Below are 16,301 nucleotides of genomic sequence, written 5' to 3' on the forward strand. Positions count from 1 at the left end.
CTTTGCTTTCCGCCTTCGTCTCGGCCCTCAGGACCCCAGACCTGAGGCGGAAGATCCTCTTCACCCTCGGCTTGGTGGCTCTGTATCGGGTCGGCGCTCTCATCCCGTCCCCAGGTGTCGACTACGGCCGTGTGCGTCAGTGCATCGATATCGCCAACTCCGGTGACTCAGCAGGTATCTACTCGCTGATCAACCTGTTCTCCGGCGGCGCTCTGCTGCAGATGTCGATCTTTGCGATCGGCATCATGCCGTACATCACGGCGAGCATCATCGTGCAGCTCCTGACCGTGGTGATTCCGAAGTTCGAGGAACTTCGGAAAGAAGGCCAGTCCGGCCAGGCCAAGATGACGCAGTACACGCGTTACCTGTCCATTGCTCTGGCAATCCTGCAGTCGACCGGCATCGTCGCTCTTGCGGCACGCGGACAGTTGCTCCAGGGCTGTGACGACATCATCGCCGACAAGTCGATCTTCGGACTTGTCATCATCGTGCTGGTCATGACTGCCGGTGCTGCCATGGTCATGTGGTTCGGCGAGGTCATCACCGAACGTGGCGTCGGCAACGGTATGTCCCTCCTCATCTTCGCCGGTATCGCATCGCGTATCCCGAGCGAGGGCAAGGCAATCCTCGACAGCCGTGGTCCGCTGGTCTTCGCCTTCGTCTGCCTCGCAGCGCTGCTGATCATCGCCGGTGTCGTCTTCGTCGAGCAGGGTCAGCGTCGTATCCCGGTGCAGTACGCGAAGCGGATGGTCGGACGCAAGATGTACGGCGGATCCTCGACGTACCTGCCTCTGAAGGTGAACCAGGCCGGCGTCATCCCGGTGATCTTCGCGTCTTCACTGCTGTACCTCCCGAACTTGATTGCACAGCTGACTTCGGCCAGTACAGCGGTCGACCCCAGTTGGTGGCAGCGCCTCATCAACACCTACCTGGTGAATCCGGCCAACCCGGTGTACATCGCGATCTACTTCGGCCTGATCGTCTTCTTCACGTACTTCTACGTCGCCATCACCTTCAATCCCGAAGAGCGCGCCGACGAGATGAAGAAGTTCGGCGGCTTCATCCCCGGTATCCGACCCGGTCAGCCGACCGCGGACTACCTCAACTACGTGCTGAGTCGCATCACCCTTCCGGGTGCGATTTACCTCGGCACCATTGCTGTTCTGCCCAACCTGTTCCTCGACATCGGGAATGGCGGCGGCGCGCAGAACCTGCCGTTCGGTGGCACCGCGGTGCTGATCATGGTCAGCGTCGGCCTGGACACCGTGAAGCAGATCGAGAGTCAGCTAATGCAGCGTAACTATGAAGGGTTCCTCAAGTGAGACTTGTCCTCCTTGGTCCTCCCGGTGCCGGCAAGGGCACCCAGGCCGCTATCTTGTCCGAGAAGTTCGGCGTTCCCCATATCTCCACGGGTGATCTCTTCCGCGCGAACATCGGTCAGGCCACCGCTCTCGGTGTGGAAGCAAAGAAGTACATCGACGCCGGCGAACTCGTACCGAGCTCGATCACCAACGACATGGTGAAGGCTCGCGTCGCAGAACCGGACGCAGCAAACGGTTTCCTTCTCGACGGATTTCCGCGCTCGGTCGAACAGGCTCAGGCACTCGAGGGAATCTTGAAGGATCTCGACACCAAGCTCGACGGTGTCCTCTCCTTCGTCGTCGACGAGGACATCGTGGTCGAGCGTATGCTCGCCCGCGGTCGTGCAGACGACACCGAGGACGTCATTCGCAACCGACTCCGGGTCTACCGCGACGAGACGTCACCGCTGTTCGATTACTACAAGGACAGCATCGTCTCCGTCGACGCGATCGGCGAGGTCGAAGAGGTCAACGCTCGCGCACTGGCAGCGTTGGGTAAGTAATGGTCTTCGGGCGCAAACGCAAGGTTGTTCCGTTCCGCTCCGCGGGCGAACTCGACGCGATGGCTGCTGCCGGCGCGATCGTGGGTTCGGCTCTGGTGGCGGTTCGCGCTGCGGCGAAGCCCGGTGTCAGCACTTTGGAATTGAACGCGGTCGCTGAATCCGTCATTCGTGACGCCGGCGCCGTGCCCTCGTTCCTCGGGTACCACGGCTTCACCGGCTCGATCTGCTCTTCGGTCAACGATCGCGTCGTTCACGGAATCCCTTCAGCTCAGGACATCCTGGCTGAAGGCGACCTGGTTTCCATCGACTGTGGCGCGATCCTCGACGGATGGCACGGTGACTCCGCTTGGACGTTCGGTGTCGGTGAGATCAGCGTCGCCGATCAGGAGCTCAGCGAAGCCACTCGGCTTTCTATGGAAGCCGGGATCGCGGCAATGATCGCCGGCAACCGTCTGACGGATGTTTCGCACGCGATCGAGGTCGGTACTCATGCCGCCGAGAAGTTGCACGGTCGTTCCTACGGCATCGTCGACGGATACGGCGGACACGGAATCGGCCGGGAAATGCACATGGATCCGTTCCTCGCCAATGAAGGTGCCCCGGGTAAGGGTCCTGAACTGGTTGTCGGATCGTGCCTGGCGATTGAGCCGATGCTCACGCTCGGCGCCACCGACACGGTGATTCTCGACGACGACTGGACCGTTGTGACGACCGACGGGTCCCGTGCGGCGCACTGGGAACACACTGTCGCAGTGACCGAAGACGGTCCGCGGATTCTGACACTCCGGCCGGAGTAGTCGACACAGTCGCTGACAAGTGTTGGCAGCGAGCATGATTCACGTTCGAGAAGTCCCAGCCTCATTTCGAGGCTGGGACTTTTTCGATGGGGGAGCGGTGTGCGTCGTCACCCTGACCGGAGGCGCATTTGGCCTGGTCGTTTACATCGCGTAACATGGCTAGGCGGTGCGCTATGCGCGTCGATAGTTCGTGTGCCTACGCCCGGATCGCTCCGGGATAGGCCTTTCGAACTGCCGACGATCTTTCCATTGCGTGCCAATGTAACGGAAGCCGATGCACGAAGCATGCCAAACCAAACGGATCGCGGAGGATATGGCTAAGAAAGACGGGGCCATCGAGGTCGAAGGACGAGTAGTCGAGCCGCTGCCCAATGCGATGTTCCGCATTGAGCTCGAGAATGGCCACAAGGTCCTCGCCCACATCAGCGGAAAGATGCGTCAGCACTACATTCGCATCCTCCCGGAAGATCGCGTTGTCGTAGAGCTCTCGCCCTACGATTTGTCGCGCGGACGCATCGTTTACCGCTACAAGTAACGAACTTCCCGGACCTGACCTGGGTCAGGGAGAAGTATGTCTGCCGCGGTTCATCGCGGCGGGCTGCGACAAAACAGGAGATCAGAAGACGTGAAGGTTCAGCCGAGCGTCAAGAAGATCTGCGAGAAGTGCAAAGTGATTCGCCGTAACGGTCGAGTCATGGTGATCTGCGAGAACCTGCGTCACAAGCAGCGTCAGGGCTAGATCTAGCTTTTCGAAGATCTGCTTGGCAACAAGCAAAGAAGACCTCCCAGTACCAGCCATTGTTGACGAGACCCCACGCGATCGTTCACCGATCGCCAAGGTCGGACAATGGTTCACCCCCGGCACGGAGGCCGGGGCCCCACTGAGTTAGTTGATGAGATCATCTGCGCCTTCGGGCGTCGGTACTCGGCAAGAGGCACAGGGGAAGGGCTGGGAGCAGACCTCCGCACACCGATAAGGAAATGCCAACATGGCACGTCTCTCTGGTGTTGATCTTCCTCGCGAAAAGCGCATGGAGATCGCACTGACATACATCTACGGCATCGGCCGTACCCGCTCCAAGGAAATCCTTGACGCCACCGGCGTCAGCCCGGATCTCCGGAGCAAGGACCTCTCGGACGAGGACCTGGCAAAGCTCCGCGAGTACATCGAGGAGTCGCTCAAGGTCGAGGGTGACCTTCGCCGCGAGGTTCAGGCCGACATCCGTCGCAAGATCGAGATCGGCTGCTACCAGGGCCTGCGCCACCGTCGTGGTCTGCCCGTGCGTGGTCAGCGCACCAAGACCAACGCCCGTACCCGTAAGGGTCCGAAGCGCACCATTGCCGGCAAGAAGAAGGCGAAGTAATGCCCCCGAAGTCACGTAGCACCGGTCCGAAGAAGACCCAGAAGACGCGTCGCAGGGATAAGAAGAACATCCCGCACGGCGCCGCTCACATCAAGAGCACCTTCAACAACACCATCGTGTCCATCACGGACCCCGCCGGAAATGTCATTTCCTGGGCGTCTTCGGGACACGTCGGCTTCAAGGGTTCGCGTAAGTCGACTCCCTTCGCCGCTCAGCTTGCTGCTGAGAGCGCTGCCCGTAAGGCGCAGGAGCACGGTGTCAAGAAGGTTGACGTCTTCGTCAAGGGACCGGGATCCGGTCGCGAGACCGCAATCCGTTCCCTCCAGGCCGCTGGCCTCGAGGTCGGCACCATTTCCGATGTAACCCCCCAGCCGCACAACGGCTGCCGTCCGCCCAAGCGGCGTCGGGTATAGCGGGAAGGATAGGTAGAAGAAAATGGCACGTTATACCGGACCCATCACCCGCAAGTCGCGTCGTCTGCGCGTCGACCTCGTTGGAGGCGACCAGGCATTCGAGCGTCGCCCGTACCCGCCCGGACAGCACGGCCGCGCGCGTATCAAGGAGAGCGAGTACCTGCTCCAGCTGCAGGAGAAGCAGAAGGCTCGCTTCACCTACGGCGTCATGGAGAAGCAGTTCCGCCTGTACTACAAGGAGGCGAACAACCGCCCCGGCAAGACCGGCGAGAACCTGCTTCGCATCCTCGAGTCGCGTCTCGACAACGTCGTGTACCGCGCAGGCCTCGCTCGCACGCGCCGTCAGGCACGTCAGCTGGTCACGCACGGTCACCTTCTCGTGAACAACAAGAAGGTCGACATCCCGAGCTACCGCGTCTCGCAGTACGACATCATCGATGTCAAGGAGAAGTCGCTCTCCACGCTTCCGTTCCAGGTTGCGCGTGAGACCGTCGGCGATCGCCCGGTTCCCGGGTGGCTGCAGGTTGTCGGCTCGCGTCTGCGGATCCTGGTTCACCAGCTTCCCGAGCGCGCGCAGATCGACATCGCTCTGCAGGAACAGCTCATCGTCGAGTACTACTCGAAGTAAGGCGCTTCGCACCCCGTGAGTGGTTGAGGAGTCTCCGGACTCCTCAACCACTCACAGGGCCGCAGGCCCTTTCCCATCGTGGGCGTCAAATAGTGGACGTCCGTACAGGAGGAAATACCAATGCTCATTTCTCAGCGACCCACGCTGACCGAAGAGGTCATCGCTGATAACCGCTCGAAGTTCGTCATCGAGCCCCTGGAGCCAGGTTTCGGGTACACGCTCGGCAATTCGCTGCGCCGCACGCTGCTCTCGTCGATCCCCGGCGCTGCTGTCACCAGCATCCGTATCGACGGCGTTCTCCACGAGTTCACCACCGTCCCGGGCGTGAAGGAAGATGTCACCGACATCATCCTGAACCTCAAGGGCCTCGTCGTGAACTCCGAAGAGGACGAGCCGGTCACCATGTACGTCCGCAAGCAGGGCCCCGGCGCTGTTACTGCGGGCGACATCGTGCCCCCGGCAGGCGTCACCGTGAACAACCCTGATCTGCACATCGCCACCCTGAACGACAAGGGAAAGCTGGAGATCGAGCTCGTAGTCGAGCGCGGTCGTGGCTATGTCCCCGCCGTTCAGAACAAGGCGTCCGGCGCAGAGATCGGCCGTATCCCGGTCGACTCGATCTACTCGCCGGTGCTCAAGGTCACCTACAAGGTGGAGGCCACTCGCGTCGAACAGCGCACCGACTTCGATCGGCTCGTTCTCGACGTGGAAACGAAGAACTCCATCACCGCACGGGACGCGCTCGCTTCGGCGGGCAAGACCCTGGTTGAGCTCTTCGGCCTGGCCCGTGAGCTGAACGTCGAAGCAGAAGGAATCGAGATCGGACCCTCGCCTGCCGAGGCCGATCACATCGCTTCCTTCGGACTCCCCATCGAGGATCTGGACCTCACGGTCCGCTCCTACAACTGCCTCAAGCGCGAAGGTGTTCACACCGTCGGTGAGCTTGTCGGCCGTACCGAGTCCGATCTGCTCGACATCCGCAACTTCGGACAGAAGTCCATCGACGAGGTCAAGGTCAAGCTGCATTCGCTCGGCCTGTCCCTCAAGGACAGCCCCGCATCCTTCGATCCCACCACCGTTGCCGGCTACGACGCCGCCACCGGAACGTGGAGTGACACTGATGCCGGTTCCTTCGGCGATGCCGAAGGTACCGAGGACTACGCCGAGACCGAACAGCTGTAGCAGCTCAGGTCCTTTACTAGGAGATCATCATGCCCAAGCCCAAGAAGGGTGCCCGCTTCGGCGGGTCGGCTTCCCACCAGAAGGCGATTTTCGCCAATCTGGCTACCGCGCTCTTCGAGCACGGTCGCATCACCACCACCGAGTCCAAGGCCAAGGCATTGCGCCCCTACGCCGAGAAGCTCGTCACGCACGCAAAGGCCGGCACGCTGGCTCACCGTCGTGAGGTGCTGAAGGTCATCCGCAACAAGGATGTCGTTCACACCCTGTTCGCCGAGATCGGCCCGTTCTACGCGGACCGTAACGGTGGATACACCCGCATCATCAAGACGATCCCCCGCAAGGGTGATAACGCTCCGATGGCAATCATCGAGCTCGTCAAGGAAAAGACCGTCACCTCCGAGGCTGACCGCGCTCGTCGCGTCAAGTCCTCGCAGGAAGCTCCCGCCGCAGAGAACGTCGTCGAGGCCGTAGAGGCCGACGCGACCGAGGCTGAGGTCGAGAACGCTGACGCAGTCGTCGAGGCCATCGAGAACGAGACCGCAACTGCGGCCGACGCTCCCGAGGCCGAAGAGGCCAAGAAGGACTAGTCTCCCTTGGTTTCGGCACACGCTGAATCGAACGAGCCCGCCGCCCCCATCGGGGACGGCGGGCTCGTTCGATTGCGGTTCGACATCTCCTACGACGGCACCGACTTCTCGGGTTGGGCCCGCCAGACCGATCTGCGCACCGTGTGCGGTGAGATCGAAGACAAGTTGGGAACGGTGCTTCGACGCCCGGTTCAGTTGACCGTTGCCGGTCGAACCGACGCCGGTGTCCACGCCACCGGTCAGGTAGCGCACGTCGACGTTCCGGGAGAGTTGCTCCCGGACGATCCGTCTCGACTCGTGCGCAGACTTGCACGATTTCTGCCCAAGGACGTTCGGGTCAAACAGATATCGGTGGTTCCGGGTGACTTCGATGCGCGCTTCTCCGCGATGCGACGTTATTACGAGTACCGGGTGACCAACGCGGCGTTCGGAGTGGAACCACTACGCGCACGCGACACCGTCTCGTATCCCAAACCACTCGATCTCGGAGCGATGCAGGAAGCGTCGAATCGGCTGCTGGGTCTGCACAACTTCGCGGCATTCTGCAAGCGTCGAGAAGGCGCTACGACGGTGCGGGAGCTGCAGCGTTTCGACTGGACCCAAGAGGGCACGGTGTTCACGGCGTACGTGAATGCCGATGCGTTCTGCTGGTCGATGGTTCGCAGTCTTGTCGGCGCAGTCCTCTCCGTCGGTGAGGGACGGCGCACCGCCGATTGGGTGGCAGGTTTGCTCGACGAAACGTCGCGATCCAGTTCCATCCTCGTTGCGCCGGCGCACGGACTTTCGTTGGTCCGCGTGGACTACCCCGACTACTCGGAACTGGCTGCCCGCAACGCGATTACCCGTGAGACCCGCGAGATTCCGTCTTCGGGTGGATGCTGCGGCGACTGAACATCACCATGCAAAATGCCCTCCCACTCTGTGTGGGAGGGCATTCGTATCGGGGGGGCTATCCCGCCAGTTGGCGCGCGATGACCAATCGCTGAATCTGGTTGGTGCCCTCGAAGATCTGCGTGATCTTGGCCTCGCGCATGTAGCGCTCGACGGGGAAGTCCTGGGTGTATCCGTACCCACCGAATACCTGAACGGCGTCGGTGGTGACCTTCATTGCCGCGTCGGTGGCCACGAGCTTGGCGACGCTCGCGTTGCGTGAATACGGAACTCCGGCGTCGCGGCGGCGGGCTGCATCGAGGTAGGTGGCTCGCGCGGAGTCGACTGCGGCAGCCATGTCCGCGAGCACGAAACCGAGTCCCTGGTGATCGATGATCCGCTTGCCGAATGCCTTGCGCTCCTTCGCGTAAGCGACCGCGTCGTCGAGCGCGCCTTGAGCGATTCCGACGGCAACGGCAGCGATTCCGAGTCGGCCGGAGTCGAGAGCGCTGAAGGCAATCGGCAGCCCCTGGCCGCGCTGACCGATCAATCGCTCCTCAGGAATGAAGGCGTCGTCGTAGTTCGCGGAGGCAGTGGGGACCGCGCGTAGCCCCATCTTCTCTTCGGGTTTTCCGAAGCTGAGGCCTTCGGTGTCCTTGTCCACCAGGAGGCAGGAGACGCCGCGTGAACCGTCGTCACTGGTGCGTGCGAAGAGGTTGTAGAAGTCCGCCTTGCCGCCGTTGGTGATCCAGGCTTTCGAACCGTTGACGCGGTAGCCACCGTCGGTGGGCGTCGCCTTGCACGACAACGCGGCGGCGTCGGACCCGGCCTGCGCTTCGGAAAGGCTGTACGCGCCGATGGTGTTGCCGCCCAGCATGTCCGGTAGCCAGCGGTTCTTCTGTTCGTCGGTGCCGAAGGTGAACAGCGGGAAGCACGACAGGCTGTGCACGCTCACCGCCACTGCAACCGCTGCCCAGCGTGAGGCGATCTCTTCGAGCACTTGGAGGTACACCTCGTACGGCTGATCGCCGCCGCCGAACTCCTCGGGATACGGAAGGCTCAGCAGACCCGCCTGTCCGAGTGCGGGGAACACTCCGTCTGGATACTTCTCGGCCTTCTCGTATTCGTTGACCTTGGGCGCGAGTACCTTGTCCGCGACATCACGCGTCAGTTCGATGAGATCGCGAGCTTCTTGGCTGGGCATCAGGCGTTCGACGGGCACGGTCGGCTCCTAGCTAGGTAATAGTACTGAGAACGATACTGCAGTACTGTTGTAGGTATGGCAAGGCTGGTTCACAAGACGACTGCGCGCAGGGCAGAGTTGTTCGATCAATTGGTCGAACTGTTCTTGAGTGAGGGTTTCGCCCACCTCACGCTCGACGAGATCTCAGCTCGTCTGCACTGCTCCAAGAGCACCTTGTACACCGTGGCGGCCGGCAAAGAGGATCTGGTGCGGGCTGTGACAGTGCACTTCTTCCGGGCGGCGACCGATGCAGTGGAGAGTGCAGTCGCCGCCGAAACGGCCCCGCCTCGTCGAGTCGCGGTGTATCTCGAAGCAGTGGGTGATCGGCTGTCCGCGGCGTCCAGTCAGTTCATGGAAGACCTGGCCGAATCGGTGTCGGCGAGCCAGGTCTACGAGAAGAACACGTCGATCGCTGCTGATCGTGTGCGATCGCTCATCGTCGAGGGAGTCGATTCGGGCGCATTCCGGCAGGTACACGCATCATTTGTCGCCGATGCCGCTGCGGCGACGATGGTTCGGATCCAGCAACGCGCGGTCTACCGGGCAACTGGTCTGGACGATGCCAGCGCTTATCGGGAACTGGCAGCACTCATCACGGACGGGATCACTGCGTGATCAGTCGCTAGCATCGACGTTCATGGCACCTTTGAACGTCGAAGTCATCGTAGGTTCGGTCCGCGAGGGGCGAATGGGACGAGCAGTGGCGGACTGGTTTGTCGAGCGCGCAACCGCGAACCCGTCGTGGAACGTATCGGTGATCGACCTCAGAGAGCTGTCGTTGCCCCAGGATTTCTCGGATTCACCTGCCACGGAGGTTTTCCGCCGGCGAATCGGGCGCGCCGACGCTGTTGTCGCCGTGACCTCCGAATACAACCACGGGTATCCGGCTGCCCTCAAGACCGCATTCGATTCGGTGAAACACGAGTGGCGTGCCAAGCCGATCGGATTCGTGTCCTACGGCGGGATTTCAGGTGGTGTTCGGGCCGTCGAGCAACTGAGGCAAGTGGTGGCGGAGTTGCACATGGTCTCGGTGCGTCAAAGCGTGACCATCCACCGGGTGCGTAAGCAATTCGGACACGAGCCGTACGGCGTCGATTCGATTGCGATCGATGCAAGCGAGAAGATGATTCGTGAATTGGATTGGTGGGGAAGCGGATTGCGGATGCAACGTGCAAGTGATCCCTATCCCGACTGATCTTGGACATACGTGATCACGCCATCTGGTGAGCGTCGCCGGCTCGTGGACGGCCGATGAACGATGTCTCGGAAGCGATGGTCACCAGAGTCAGGTCGACGCGTGTACGGCCGGTTTCGACCGTGATCTTGTCACCGAGTGCGAATGGCTGGACTATCGAGATTTCAGGGTCGATCCGAGGCCATTGGCGTGGATGTCCGTACACATAGATTGCGGTCACGCCGGCACGCGGAGATAACCCCTCGACGCCGTCGAATACGACAGTGTTGAAGGCGCCCTCAGGCCCACCGCCCTGCCCGGACACGCGGAGTCGGTCAGGCACTCCCATCGAGTCGGTGAGCGCGGTCCACGCTTGAGGTCGATCGGTGTGGACGAGTACCAGTGCGCCGGTCGCGATGGCTCGAAAGATCAACTGCTGAGCCAGATAGAGTTCGCCGGCGACAAGAACGGTGTTGACGCCCGGCCCCGAAATTCTGGCCGCGACACCGTGCCCGTTTCCGTCCGAGCCGATGAGTTGGCCGCACCCGGCAAGGGGTAGAGCGAGTGAGTCGAGTGTGCCCCCGTCCATGCGAACGCCCGGCGTGATGCCGTCCAGCGCGGCCAATGCGGTTGGCAAGTTGGTCAGCAATCCGTCGCGCTGGCGCCCACGTAGCGAGACCAAACCGGCCAGCGGTGCGTTCTCAGGTGGATTGCGCGTGGTGAAGCGACATGTCGCACTGACCTTCGCCTCTCCGCGTTGTCCGGTGGGTCGTAACCGAACTGTCACGGACGTCCCGACCGTTGCCACTGCCCACACTCGGGTCAGGGTCGCAGTGGTGATGAAACGGGGTTCGATCCCAAATCCGACGTTGGACACGCCAGGCAAGGGGGTACTTCGCCACGTTTCGGTGACCTCGTGGCCGGCCACTCCTCTTGTCACCTGGGCAGTGGACGACGCGATCTCCGGTGCGGTCAGGATCCGCGCCTTGCACCCCGCTGAATCGAGCACCCGGATGACACGATTGGCGGCAACAGCTATCGCGCGGCCGGCGCCCTGTTCGCCCCCGCCCCGGCGTTCGACTGCTGCACCACCCTCCAGCGCGTCGAAACGTAGTGCAAGCCAAACACTTCTGGTGGCGGTGGCTGGTAGTGGTCCGATGAGACGTTCGTAGACTTCGGTGGCCGGCGTTCCCGACGCGGCGCGGTATCCGTGACTGACGATGTCGATGCCGGTGAGTGAGATGTCGTGCTGATAGAGACAATTGGCGAGGGCTGCCGTGGGCAGAAGGTGGGAAGCGTCGAACGAATGACGGCCGATCCTGGTCAGGTAGTCGCGTGGGGGAGCGATCTCGACGACAGCGACGAGCGAAGATCCGTCCACTCGGAGCCCGATGGACTGCTCGGAGGGAGTGTGAAAACTGACGATCGTGCTGCGGTCGACGTCCTTGCGGTGCAGATAGCGAAAGTACCTGACAATCCAGGACATTACCGACCAACCGCCCACATGAAGCAGCATTGATCCGGCAACCACACAACCGATTGCCAGCGCCCAGAACCAATCGAGCCCACTGGCCATCGCGATTCCGCCCGCACCGATTCCGAAAATCTGTGCCGGCACGAACTCGCGCGTCGAAATCCTGTGTGACGACGGCCAATGCTTCAACCGCGATCGGTCCACGGTTCCTCCCCGATACCTGACCTGCGAACTACCCGAAAATTTCCGCCCCAGCGGAACTGTACTGTGTCTTCGCAAGGGGATGTAAGGCACGGGGGGAATGATGGCTGCGACACCTACCACGCGCTGGCAGGTCAACGGGTACCGATTCTTGGTCAGGCGGATGGAACATGCGCTGGTCAGACGAGACGTGCGGATGCTTCACGATCCGATGCGATCACAGTCGCGCGCGTTCACCGTCGGAATAGTCCTCGCTGCACTGGGATTGGCGGGTTGCGCTGTACTCGCTCTGTTTCGGCCACAGGACAGAATCGGCGATGCAGAGATCGTCGTTGCAAAGGAATCGGGCGCGATGTTCGTCGCCATGGAGGGTACGTTTCGCCCTGTGCTGAACTTGGCCTCCGCACGACTGATTCTGGGTTCGCCAGGAAAACCGGCAATAGTCAAGGCATCCGAGGTCGAGGCGAAACCCCGGGGCGCGCTCGTCGGCATTCCCGGCGCACCGTCCGCGCTGCCGGAATCGGCCGACCCTACCAACGCCGCGTGGACGGTGTGCGATTCCGTCGGATCCGACGGGAGAAGATCGTTGACGACTTCGGTCCTGGTCGGCTCGTCCAATGTCGGCGAAAACACGACATATCTGACGAATGACCGTGCATTCCTGGTGAAGTCGGGTTCCGATCACTTTCTCGTGTACGACGGGAAGCGAGCGGAAATCGATGTGGACGATCCGGCGATCATGCGGGCTTTGGGCCTGGAAGGAGCACAGGCGCGACCGATCAGTATCGGATTCCTCAATTCGATTCCCGAAGTTCCGCGCATCGAGGCTCCGCGAATCCGCCAACTGGGATCGGCGCCCCGGTTTCCTCTGCAGAACAAGACTGTCGGCTCCGTCATCCAGGTTTCGGTGGGTGCAGACCCGCAGTACTACGTGGTACTCGAGAACGGGATCCAGAAGATCGGTGCGGCGCTCGCCCAACTGATCTACTTCTCGGATTCGCAGGGCGCCACCGGGATCGCGAGCGTCACCCCTGATGCCATCAGTCGTATTCCCTCGGTGAGTGAGCTGGCCGTCGACTTGTTGCCGCGGGTGGTTCCGGAGATCGTCGATGATCACGGCGCACCTGTCGGCTGTCTGGAATGGGCTCCCTCACCTGCAGTCGAGGGCGCCGAAAGTAGTTCTGCAACGCTGAAACTTGTCGCTGGATTGCAGGTTCCGATCCCGGAGGGTGGCAAGTTGGTGTCCTTGGCGCAGGCGGACGGATCGGGTGACAATCTCGACAACGTCCATGTCGAACAGGGATTCGGCGGATTTGTTCAAGCGACCGGAATCGAGACGAACAGCACCAGGCGCGACGGAGTGTTCTACGTAGCCGATACCGGTGTGAAGTACGGCGTACCGGACGAAATCTCCGCTCGCGCGCTCGGATTGACGCGAACGCCTGATCGCGCGCCTTGGCAGATGCTCGACCTACTTGCATCAGGTCCCGCGCTCGAGAAGAGCAATGCACTGATAGCTCACGACGGAATCGCCCCCGATACAGCGCCGGCCGCTCCGGTGAACTGAACACTGCTGACGGTTCAGGGATCGATGTTCTGGCGTTCGGGAAGATGCCGACGAATTACTCGACGAAGAGGCATCGATGCCAACAGCGTCAGTAGAACGAGGGTGCCGACCGTTCCGGCTCCGACGAGTGCCGTGTCGCGAGATCGGTTGTCGGGGGTCGGCGGCGTGGGTAGGGGATCGATCGACACCGACTGATGGTTGACCTTGACGCGTTCTCCTGGGGCCAGTTCGCCCGTCACTGCCGCAAGTGGATCGATGACGCCGTGACCGACGTAGGGATTCCAACCCTGCGCCGGAGCGTGGGCGGTGGCTTCGATACGTTGCATGACCTGAAGCGCAGTCAGTTCCGGGTGAACCGACCGGACCAGTGCGGCGGTTGCCGCGACAAGGGGCGCAGCGAAACTGGTCCCGTTGAACGACTGTACGGCGCCGTCGGAGCCGTACACCCCGTTGGTCAGACCGGGCGACGTCGGGTGAAGTGAGGTGATTCCGGTGCCGGGCGCCGCCACGTCGACCCATGGACCGCCGAGGCTGAAGGAACTGGCGGCGCCATTGGGGTCTACCGACCCCACTGTGAGGACATAGTCGTCGTACCAAGCCGGACTGGCAATCGTCACAACCGAGTTCCATGGATCGGCCAGGGGATTGAGGGGATCCGGCGGCGGATTCTGGTTCTTGCAACCTCCGGATCCGACGTTCCCTGCAGCTGCGACGACTACGACGTTCTTCGCGATCGTGGCGTATTCGATTGCAGCGCCGAGTCGTTGGTCGCTGATCCCGTCCCCGGCAGGCTTGCAGGCGACTTCGGAGATGTTGATGACGCTTGCACCCATGTCCGCAGCGTGACGGACGGCCGATGCCATGGTGTCGACGTTTCCGTACCCGGATGAGTTCTCGGCTACAGCAGGGTCTTCGCGTTGGCCGGCCACCGAGAAGGCGGCACTGGACTGCCTGATCGAAATTATCTTTGCGTCAGGCGCAGCTCCGGAGAATCCGGAACCCTCGACTTGCTGGGCGGCGATGAGACCGGCCACGACAGTTCCGTGTGCGTCACAATCGTCGGTGCCGTCGGAGGTACCGACGTAATCACCGCCGCCGTCGAGCGATGGCAGCCGGGGATGTCTGCTGACACCGGTGTCGATGACAGCAATTCGCTGTCCTGCCCCTCTGGTGATCGGCCACACAGAATCGAATCCCAGATCTCGTTGAGAACGTGGAATGTCCGCACCGTCACCACCTGCCACGGCTGGGACGCACAGGGTTCGTTGTTCGGTGGGTTGTGGAGGTGCAGGCGGACCGTCCTCGGGCAGCATTGCAGGATCGATGGGGGAGGGAACCGCGCTCGATGCGCCACCTGCCCCGGCGAGAACGCTGAAGGCAACGATCACGAGACTGGCGCAGATGTTTGTTGCCCGTCGAATCACCATCGATCACCGATCGCTCAGAGGCCACGCATGAGCGCGAAGAGGCCACTGACCCAGCAGATCAGCGGAACGATTGCTGCAATCGCAGCGAGGTCCAACAGCTCGGCAGCGCGTCGCATCACGGGGCTGAATGTGTTCTGGGGGGGAAGGATTCCCAGAACCAGTGCCAGGAGGAGAACGGTCATCGTGATGGCGAAGACGACCAATGCATGGTCGCGATGGGTCCATGCCATGTCGCCCAGGAGAACGAGAATCACCGAGATGCCTGCCGCGATGAGTGGCACAGCCTGCTGTGCGCCCGCGTAGGTGCGCCCGCGAAACATCAGCACGACGGCCGTCGCGAATGCGAGAGCAAGATTCGGCCAGACGATCCCCTGACCAGGCCAGGACCACGCGAGTGCGACGGCAGCGACGAGCGCGACCACTGACGTGGCCACGATCAGCCCGGTCAGATAGCTACGCGCCCGCCCTGCCCTTTCCGCCAACTCGGTCAGCCCGGGTAGTTCGGGTTCGGGCAGTCCGTCGCGGTCGTCGTCGAGGGGATTACTCGGCGTCGGAACAGGAGGAAGCGGTAGTCGCGCGAACAACATCGACAGTCGAGCGGTGAACGTGAGAACGATCAATGCGGCGGCAATCACCGCGCCGCTGACGGTCGCGGTGCGCGCCTCGGGAAGCGTGGTAGTGACGGCAAAGGTGCCCACCGCCGCGAGAAGGACGACGAGAAGTGCTGTGAAGACAGCTAATCCGGCGCCGCACAAGCGGAAGCAGATCAGAGTTACCGCAGCGGCAAATGCCGAACCGAGAAGCAGATGAGCCGAAAGAACAGTGCCGGGCACGCAGAGTGCGCCGGAGACGAACGCCAGTGGCACCGAAGCGCATCCGAGCGTGACGGAACTTCCAGAGTCTCCGTACACCCGCGCTGCCACGGCGGCGGCGACGGTGAGCACCAAAGACGTCACTCCGCCGCAGACGGCGCCGATCAGTCCCGTGTCGCCGAGGACCAGGGCGAGGGCCGCGACGAGCGCAGCGACGAGGGCGGCGGTCGAGCCGACAATGCGCGCGGTGACCGGAGTCCAGCGTCGGTAGACGTCCGCATCCGTGGCCGCGACGGTGTACATGATGTCGTCGAAGAGTGGGGGCGGGGCAGCGGTGTCCGAGGCCTCGAGTACGAGCAATTCTCCATCGCGCATTCCGTGCTCGTGCAGCGACAGCGTCGGTGCCAGCGGTGCCCTGCCGACTTTCGACAGAGTCCAGTCGACGGGCTCGAATTGTTCGGTGGTGTGGTCGAACTCGTTGAAATTGCTGTGGTTGACAATTGTGTCCACAATGCCCGGAATGACCACGGTGAGTGGAACACGAAGCGGCACCGCAAGATCCACCTGCGAATGGGCTGAAAGTACCGTCAACCTGCACAGTTCGGCAGAATGACTCGCGCCTCGTCCGTTTCCGGTGTTCGCAGCGCTGGTTGTAGTGGTGCTGGTCAAGATCTGTCCCCTCCCATGACGCGATTCCC

Annotated in this window: 18 protein-coding genes; 14 read left to right on the forward strand and 4 right to left on the reverse strand. The window is 62.0% G+C overall.

What is annotated here, in order from left to right:
- Positions 1–2 precede the first annotated feature (2 nt).
- The 11 genes from secY (at position 3) to truA (ending at position 7,726) form a co-directional block, all read left to right on the forward strand.
- Complete coding sequence (secY, locus tag AC1Q61_RS20450; protein ID WP_003940773.1) at positions 3–1,322, forward strand: preprotein translocase subunit SecY; 1,320 nt, start codon at positions 3–5, stop codon at positions 1,320–1,322.
- Positions 1,319–1,864: an adenylate kinase gene (locus AC1Q61_RS20455; RefSeq protein WP_003940868.1), complete on the forward strand. Its 546-nt coding sequence runs from the start codon at positions 1,319–1,321 to the stop codon at positions 1,862–1,864. The genes secY and AC1Q61_RS20455 overlap by 4 nt, the downstream gene beginning before the upstream one ends.
- Positions 1,864–2,661 carry a type I methionyl aminopeptidase gene (map, locus tag AC1Q61_RS20460; RefSeq protein ID WP_064112325.1) on the forward strand — a complete coding sequence of 266 codons (798 nt, stop codon included), beginning with the start codon at positions 1,864–1,866 and terminating at the stop codon, positions 2,659–2,661. The genes AC1Q61_RS20455 and map overlap by 1 nt, the downstream gene beginning before the upstream one ends.
- Before the next feature lie 313 nt (positions 2,662–2,974).
- Entirely contained in the window at positions 2,975–3,196 is a 222-nt protein-coding gene (gene infA / locus AC1Q61_RS20465; RefSeq protein WP_003418601.1) for a translation initiation factor IF-1, read from the forward strand.
- 90 nt (positions 3,197–3,286) lie between these two features.
- Positions 3,287–3,400: a 50S ribosomal protein L36 gene (gene rpmJ, locus AC1Q61_RS20470; protein ID WP_003938068.1), complete on the forward strand. Its 114-nt coding sequence runs from the start codon at positions 3,287–3,289 to the stop codon at positions 3,398–3,400.
- Positions 3,401–3,650: 250 nt separating this feature from the next.
- The gene (rpsM, locus tag AC1Q61_RS20475; protein WP_003940834.1) at positions 3,651–4,025 is read left to right on the forward strand and encodes a 30S ribosomal protein S13; all 375 of its coding nucleotides are present in this window, start codon (positions 3,651–3,653) and stop codon (positions 4,023–4,025) included.
- Positions 4,025–4,438, forward strand: coding sequence for a 30S ribosomal protein S11 (gene rpsK / locus AC1Q61_RS20480; protein ID WP_003940683.1), 414 nt, complete (start codon positions 4,025–4,027; stop codon positions 4,436–4,438). The genes rpsM and rpsK overlap by 1 nt, the downstream gene beginning before the upstream one ends.
- Positions 4,439–4,460: 22 nt before the next feature.
- Positions 4,461–5,066: a 30S ribosomal protein S4 gene (rpsD, locus tag AC1Q61_RS20485; protein ID WP_003940769.1), complete on the forward strand. Its 606-nt coding sequence runs from the start codon at positions 4,461–4,463 to the stop codon at positions 5,064–5,066.
- Positions 5,067–5,186: 120 nt separating this feature from the next.
- Positions 5,187–6,248, forward strand: coding sequence for a DNA-directed RNA polymerase subunit alpha (locus AC1Q61_RS20490; RefSeq protein ID WP_003941016.1), 1,062 nt, complete (start codon positions 5,187–5,189; stop codon positions 6,246–6,248).
- 29 nt (positions 6,249–6,277) lie between these two features.
- Positions 6,278–6,835, forward strand: coding sequence for a 50S ribosomal protein L17 (gene rplQ / locus AC1Q61_RS20495; RefSeq protein WP_003940748.1), 558 nt, complete (start codon positions 6,278–6,280; stop codon positions 6,833–6,835).
- A gap of 6 nt (positions 6,836–6,841) precedes the next feature.
- A complete protein-coding gene (gene truA, locus AC1Q61_RS20500; protein WP_492650990.1) occupies positions 6,842–7,726 on the forward strand; it encodes a tRNA pseudouridine(38-40) synthase TruA in 885 nt (294 codons plus the stop codon).
- A 58-nt stretch (positions 7,727–7,784) separates the two neighbouring features.
- Here truA and AC1Q61_RS20505 read toward each other — a convergent pair whose 3' ends face one another.
- Positions 7,785–8,927: an acyl-CoA dehydrogenase family protein gene (locus AC1Q61_RS20505; RefSeq protein ID WP_007728582.1), complete on the reverse strand. Its 1,143-nt coding sequence runs from the start codon at positions 8,925–8,927 to the stop codon at positions 7,785–7,787.
- Between the two features lie 57 nt (positions 8,928–8,984).
- On the opposite strand from AC1Q61_RS20505, the gene AC1Q61_RS20510 reads away from it, so the two are divergent.
- Both AC1Q61_RS20510 and AC1Q61_RS20515 read left to right on the forward strand, forming a co-directional pair.
- Positions 8,985–9,563: a TetR/AcrR family transcriptional regulator gene (locus AC1Q61_RS20510; protein WP_007728583.1), complete on the forward strand. Its 579-nt coding sequence runs from the start codon at positions 8,985–8,987 to the stop codon at positions 9,561–9,563.
- 22 nt (positions 9,564–9,585) lie between these two features.
- Entirely contained in the window at positions 9,586–10,143 is a 558-nt protein-coding gene (locus AC1Q61_RS20515) for an NADPH-dependent FMN reductase (RefSeq protein WP_492650991.1), read from the forward strand.
- Between the two features lie 16 nt (positions 10,144–10,159).
- Here the strand turns inward: AC1Q61_RS20515 and eccE are convergent, their stop codons facing one another.
- Complete coding sequence (gene eccE / locus AC1Q61_RS20520; protein ID WP_073513610.1) at positions 10,160–11,800, reverse strand: type VII secretion protein EccE; 1,641 nt, start codon at positions 11,798–11,800, stop codon at positions 10,160–10,162.
- Between the two features lie 97 nt (positions 11,801–11,897).
- On the opposite strand from eccE, the gene eccB reads away from it, so the two are divergent.
- Positions 11,898–13,364: a type VII secretion protein EccB gene (gene eccB, locus AC1Q61_RS20525; protein WP_083197649.1), complete on the forward strand. Its 1,467-nt coding sequence runs from the start codon at positions 11,898–11,900 to the stop codon at positions 13,362–13,364.
- A gap of 14 nt (positions 13,365–13,378) precedes the next feature.
- Here the strand turns inward: eccB and mycP are convergent, their stop codons facing one another.
- Together mycP and eccD are read right to left on the reverse strand one after the other, a co-directional pair.
- Positions 13,379–14,791 carry a type VII secretion-associated serine protease mycosin gene (gene mycP / locus AC1Q61_RS20530; RefSeq protein WP_492650992.1) on the reverse strand — a complete coding sequence of 471 codons (1,413 nt, stop codon included), beginning with the start codon at positions 14,789–14,791 and terminating at the stop codon, positions 13,379–13,381.
- A gap of 14 nt (positions 14,792–14,805) precedes the next feature.
- The gene (gene eccD / locus AC1Q61_RS20535; RefSeq protein ID WP_492650993.1) at positions 14,806–16,272 is read right to left on the reverse strand and encodes a type VII secretion integral membrane protein EccD; all 1,467 of its coding nucleotides are present in this window, start codon (positions 16,270–16,272) and stop codon (positions 14,806–14,808) included.
- Positions 16,273–16,301 lie beyond the last annotated feature (29 nt).

This window comes from Rhodococcus sp. MPR-R1B, assembly GCF_058793255.1.

Bases quoted from the DNA above. Each gene is read 5' to 3' on its own strand.
- map (WP_064112325.1), top strand. From the start codon at position 1,864: ATGGTCTTCGGGCGCAAACGCAAGGTTGTTCCGTTCCGCTCCGCGGGC.
- infA (WP_003418601.1), top strand. From the start codon at position 2,975: ATGGCTAAGAAAGACGGGGCCATCGAGGTCGAAGGACGAGTAGTCGAG.
- rpsM (WP_003940834.1), top strand. From the start codon at position 3,651: ATGGCACGTCTCTCTGGTGTTGATCTTCCTCGCGAAAAGCGCATGGAG.
- rpsK (WP_003940683.1), top strand. From the start codon at position 4,025: ATGCCCCCGAAGTCACGTAGCACCGGTCCGAAGAAGACCCAGAAGACG.
- rpsD (WP_003940769.1), top strand. From the start codon at position 4,461: ATGGCACGTTATACCGGACCCATCACCCGCAAGTCGCGTCGTCTGCGC.
- AC1Q61_RS20490 (WP_003941016.1), top strand. From the start codon at position 5,187: ATGCTCATTTCTCAGCGACCCACGCTGACCGAAGAGGTCATCGCTGAT.
- rplQ (WP_003940748.1), top strand. From the start codon at position 6,278: ATGCCCAAGCCCAAGAAGGGTGCCCGCTTCGGCGGGTCGGCTTCCCAC.
- AC1Q61_RS20510 (WP_007728583.1), top strand. From the start codon at position 8,985: ATGGCAAGGCTGGTTCACAAGACGACTGCGCGCAGGGCAGAGTTGTTC.
- AC1Q61_RS20515 (WP_492650991.1), top strand. From the start codon at position 9,586: ATGGCACCTTTGAACGTCGAAGTCATCGTAGGTTCGGTCCGCGAGGGG.
- eccB (WP_083197649.1), top strand. From the start codon at position 11,898: ATGATGGCTGCGACACCTACCACGCGCTGGCAGGTCAACGGGTACCGA.
- mycP (WP_492650992.1), bottom strand. From the start codon at position 14,791: ATGGTGATTCGACGGGCAACAAACATCTGCGCCAGTCTCGTGATCGTT.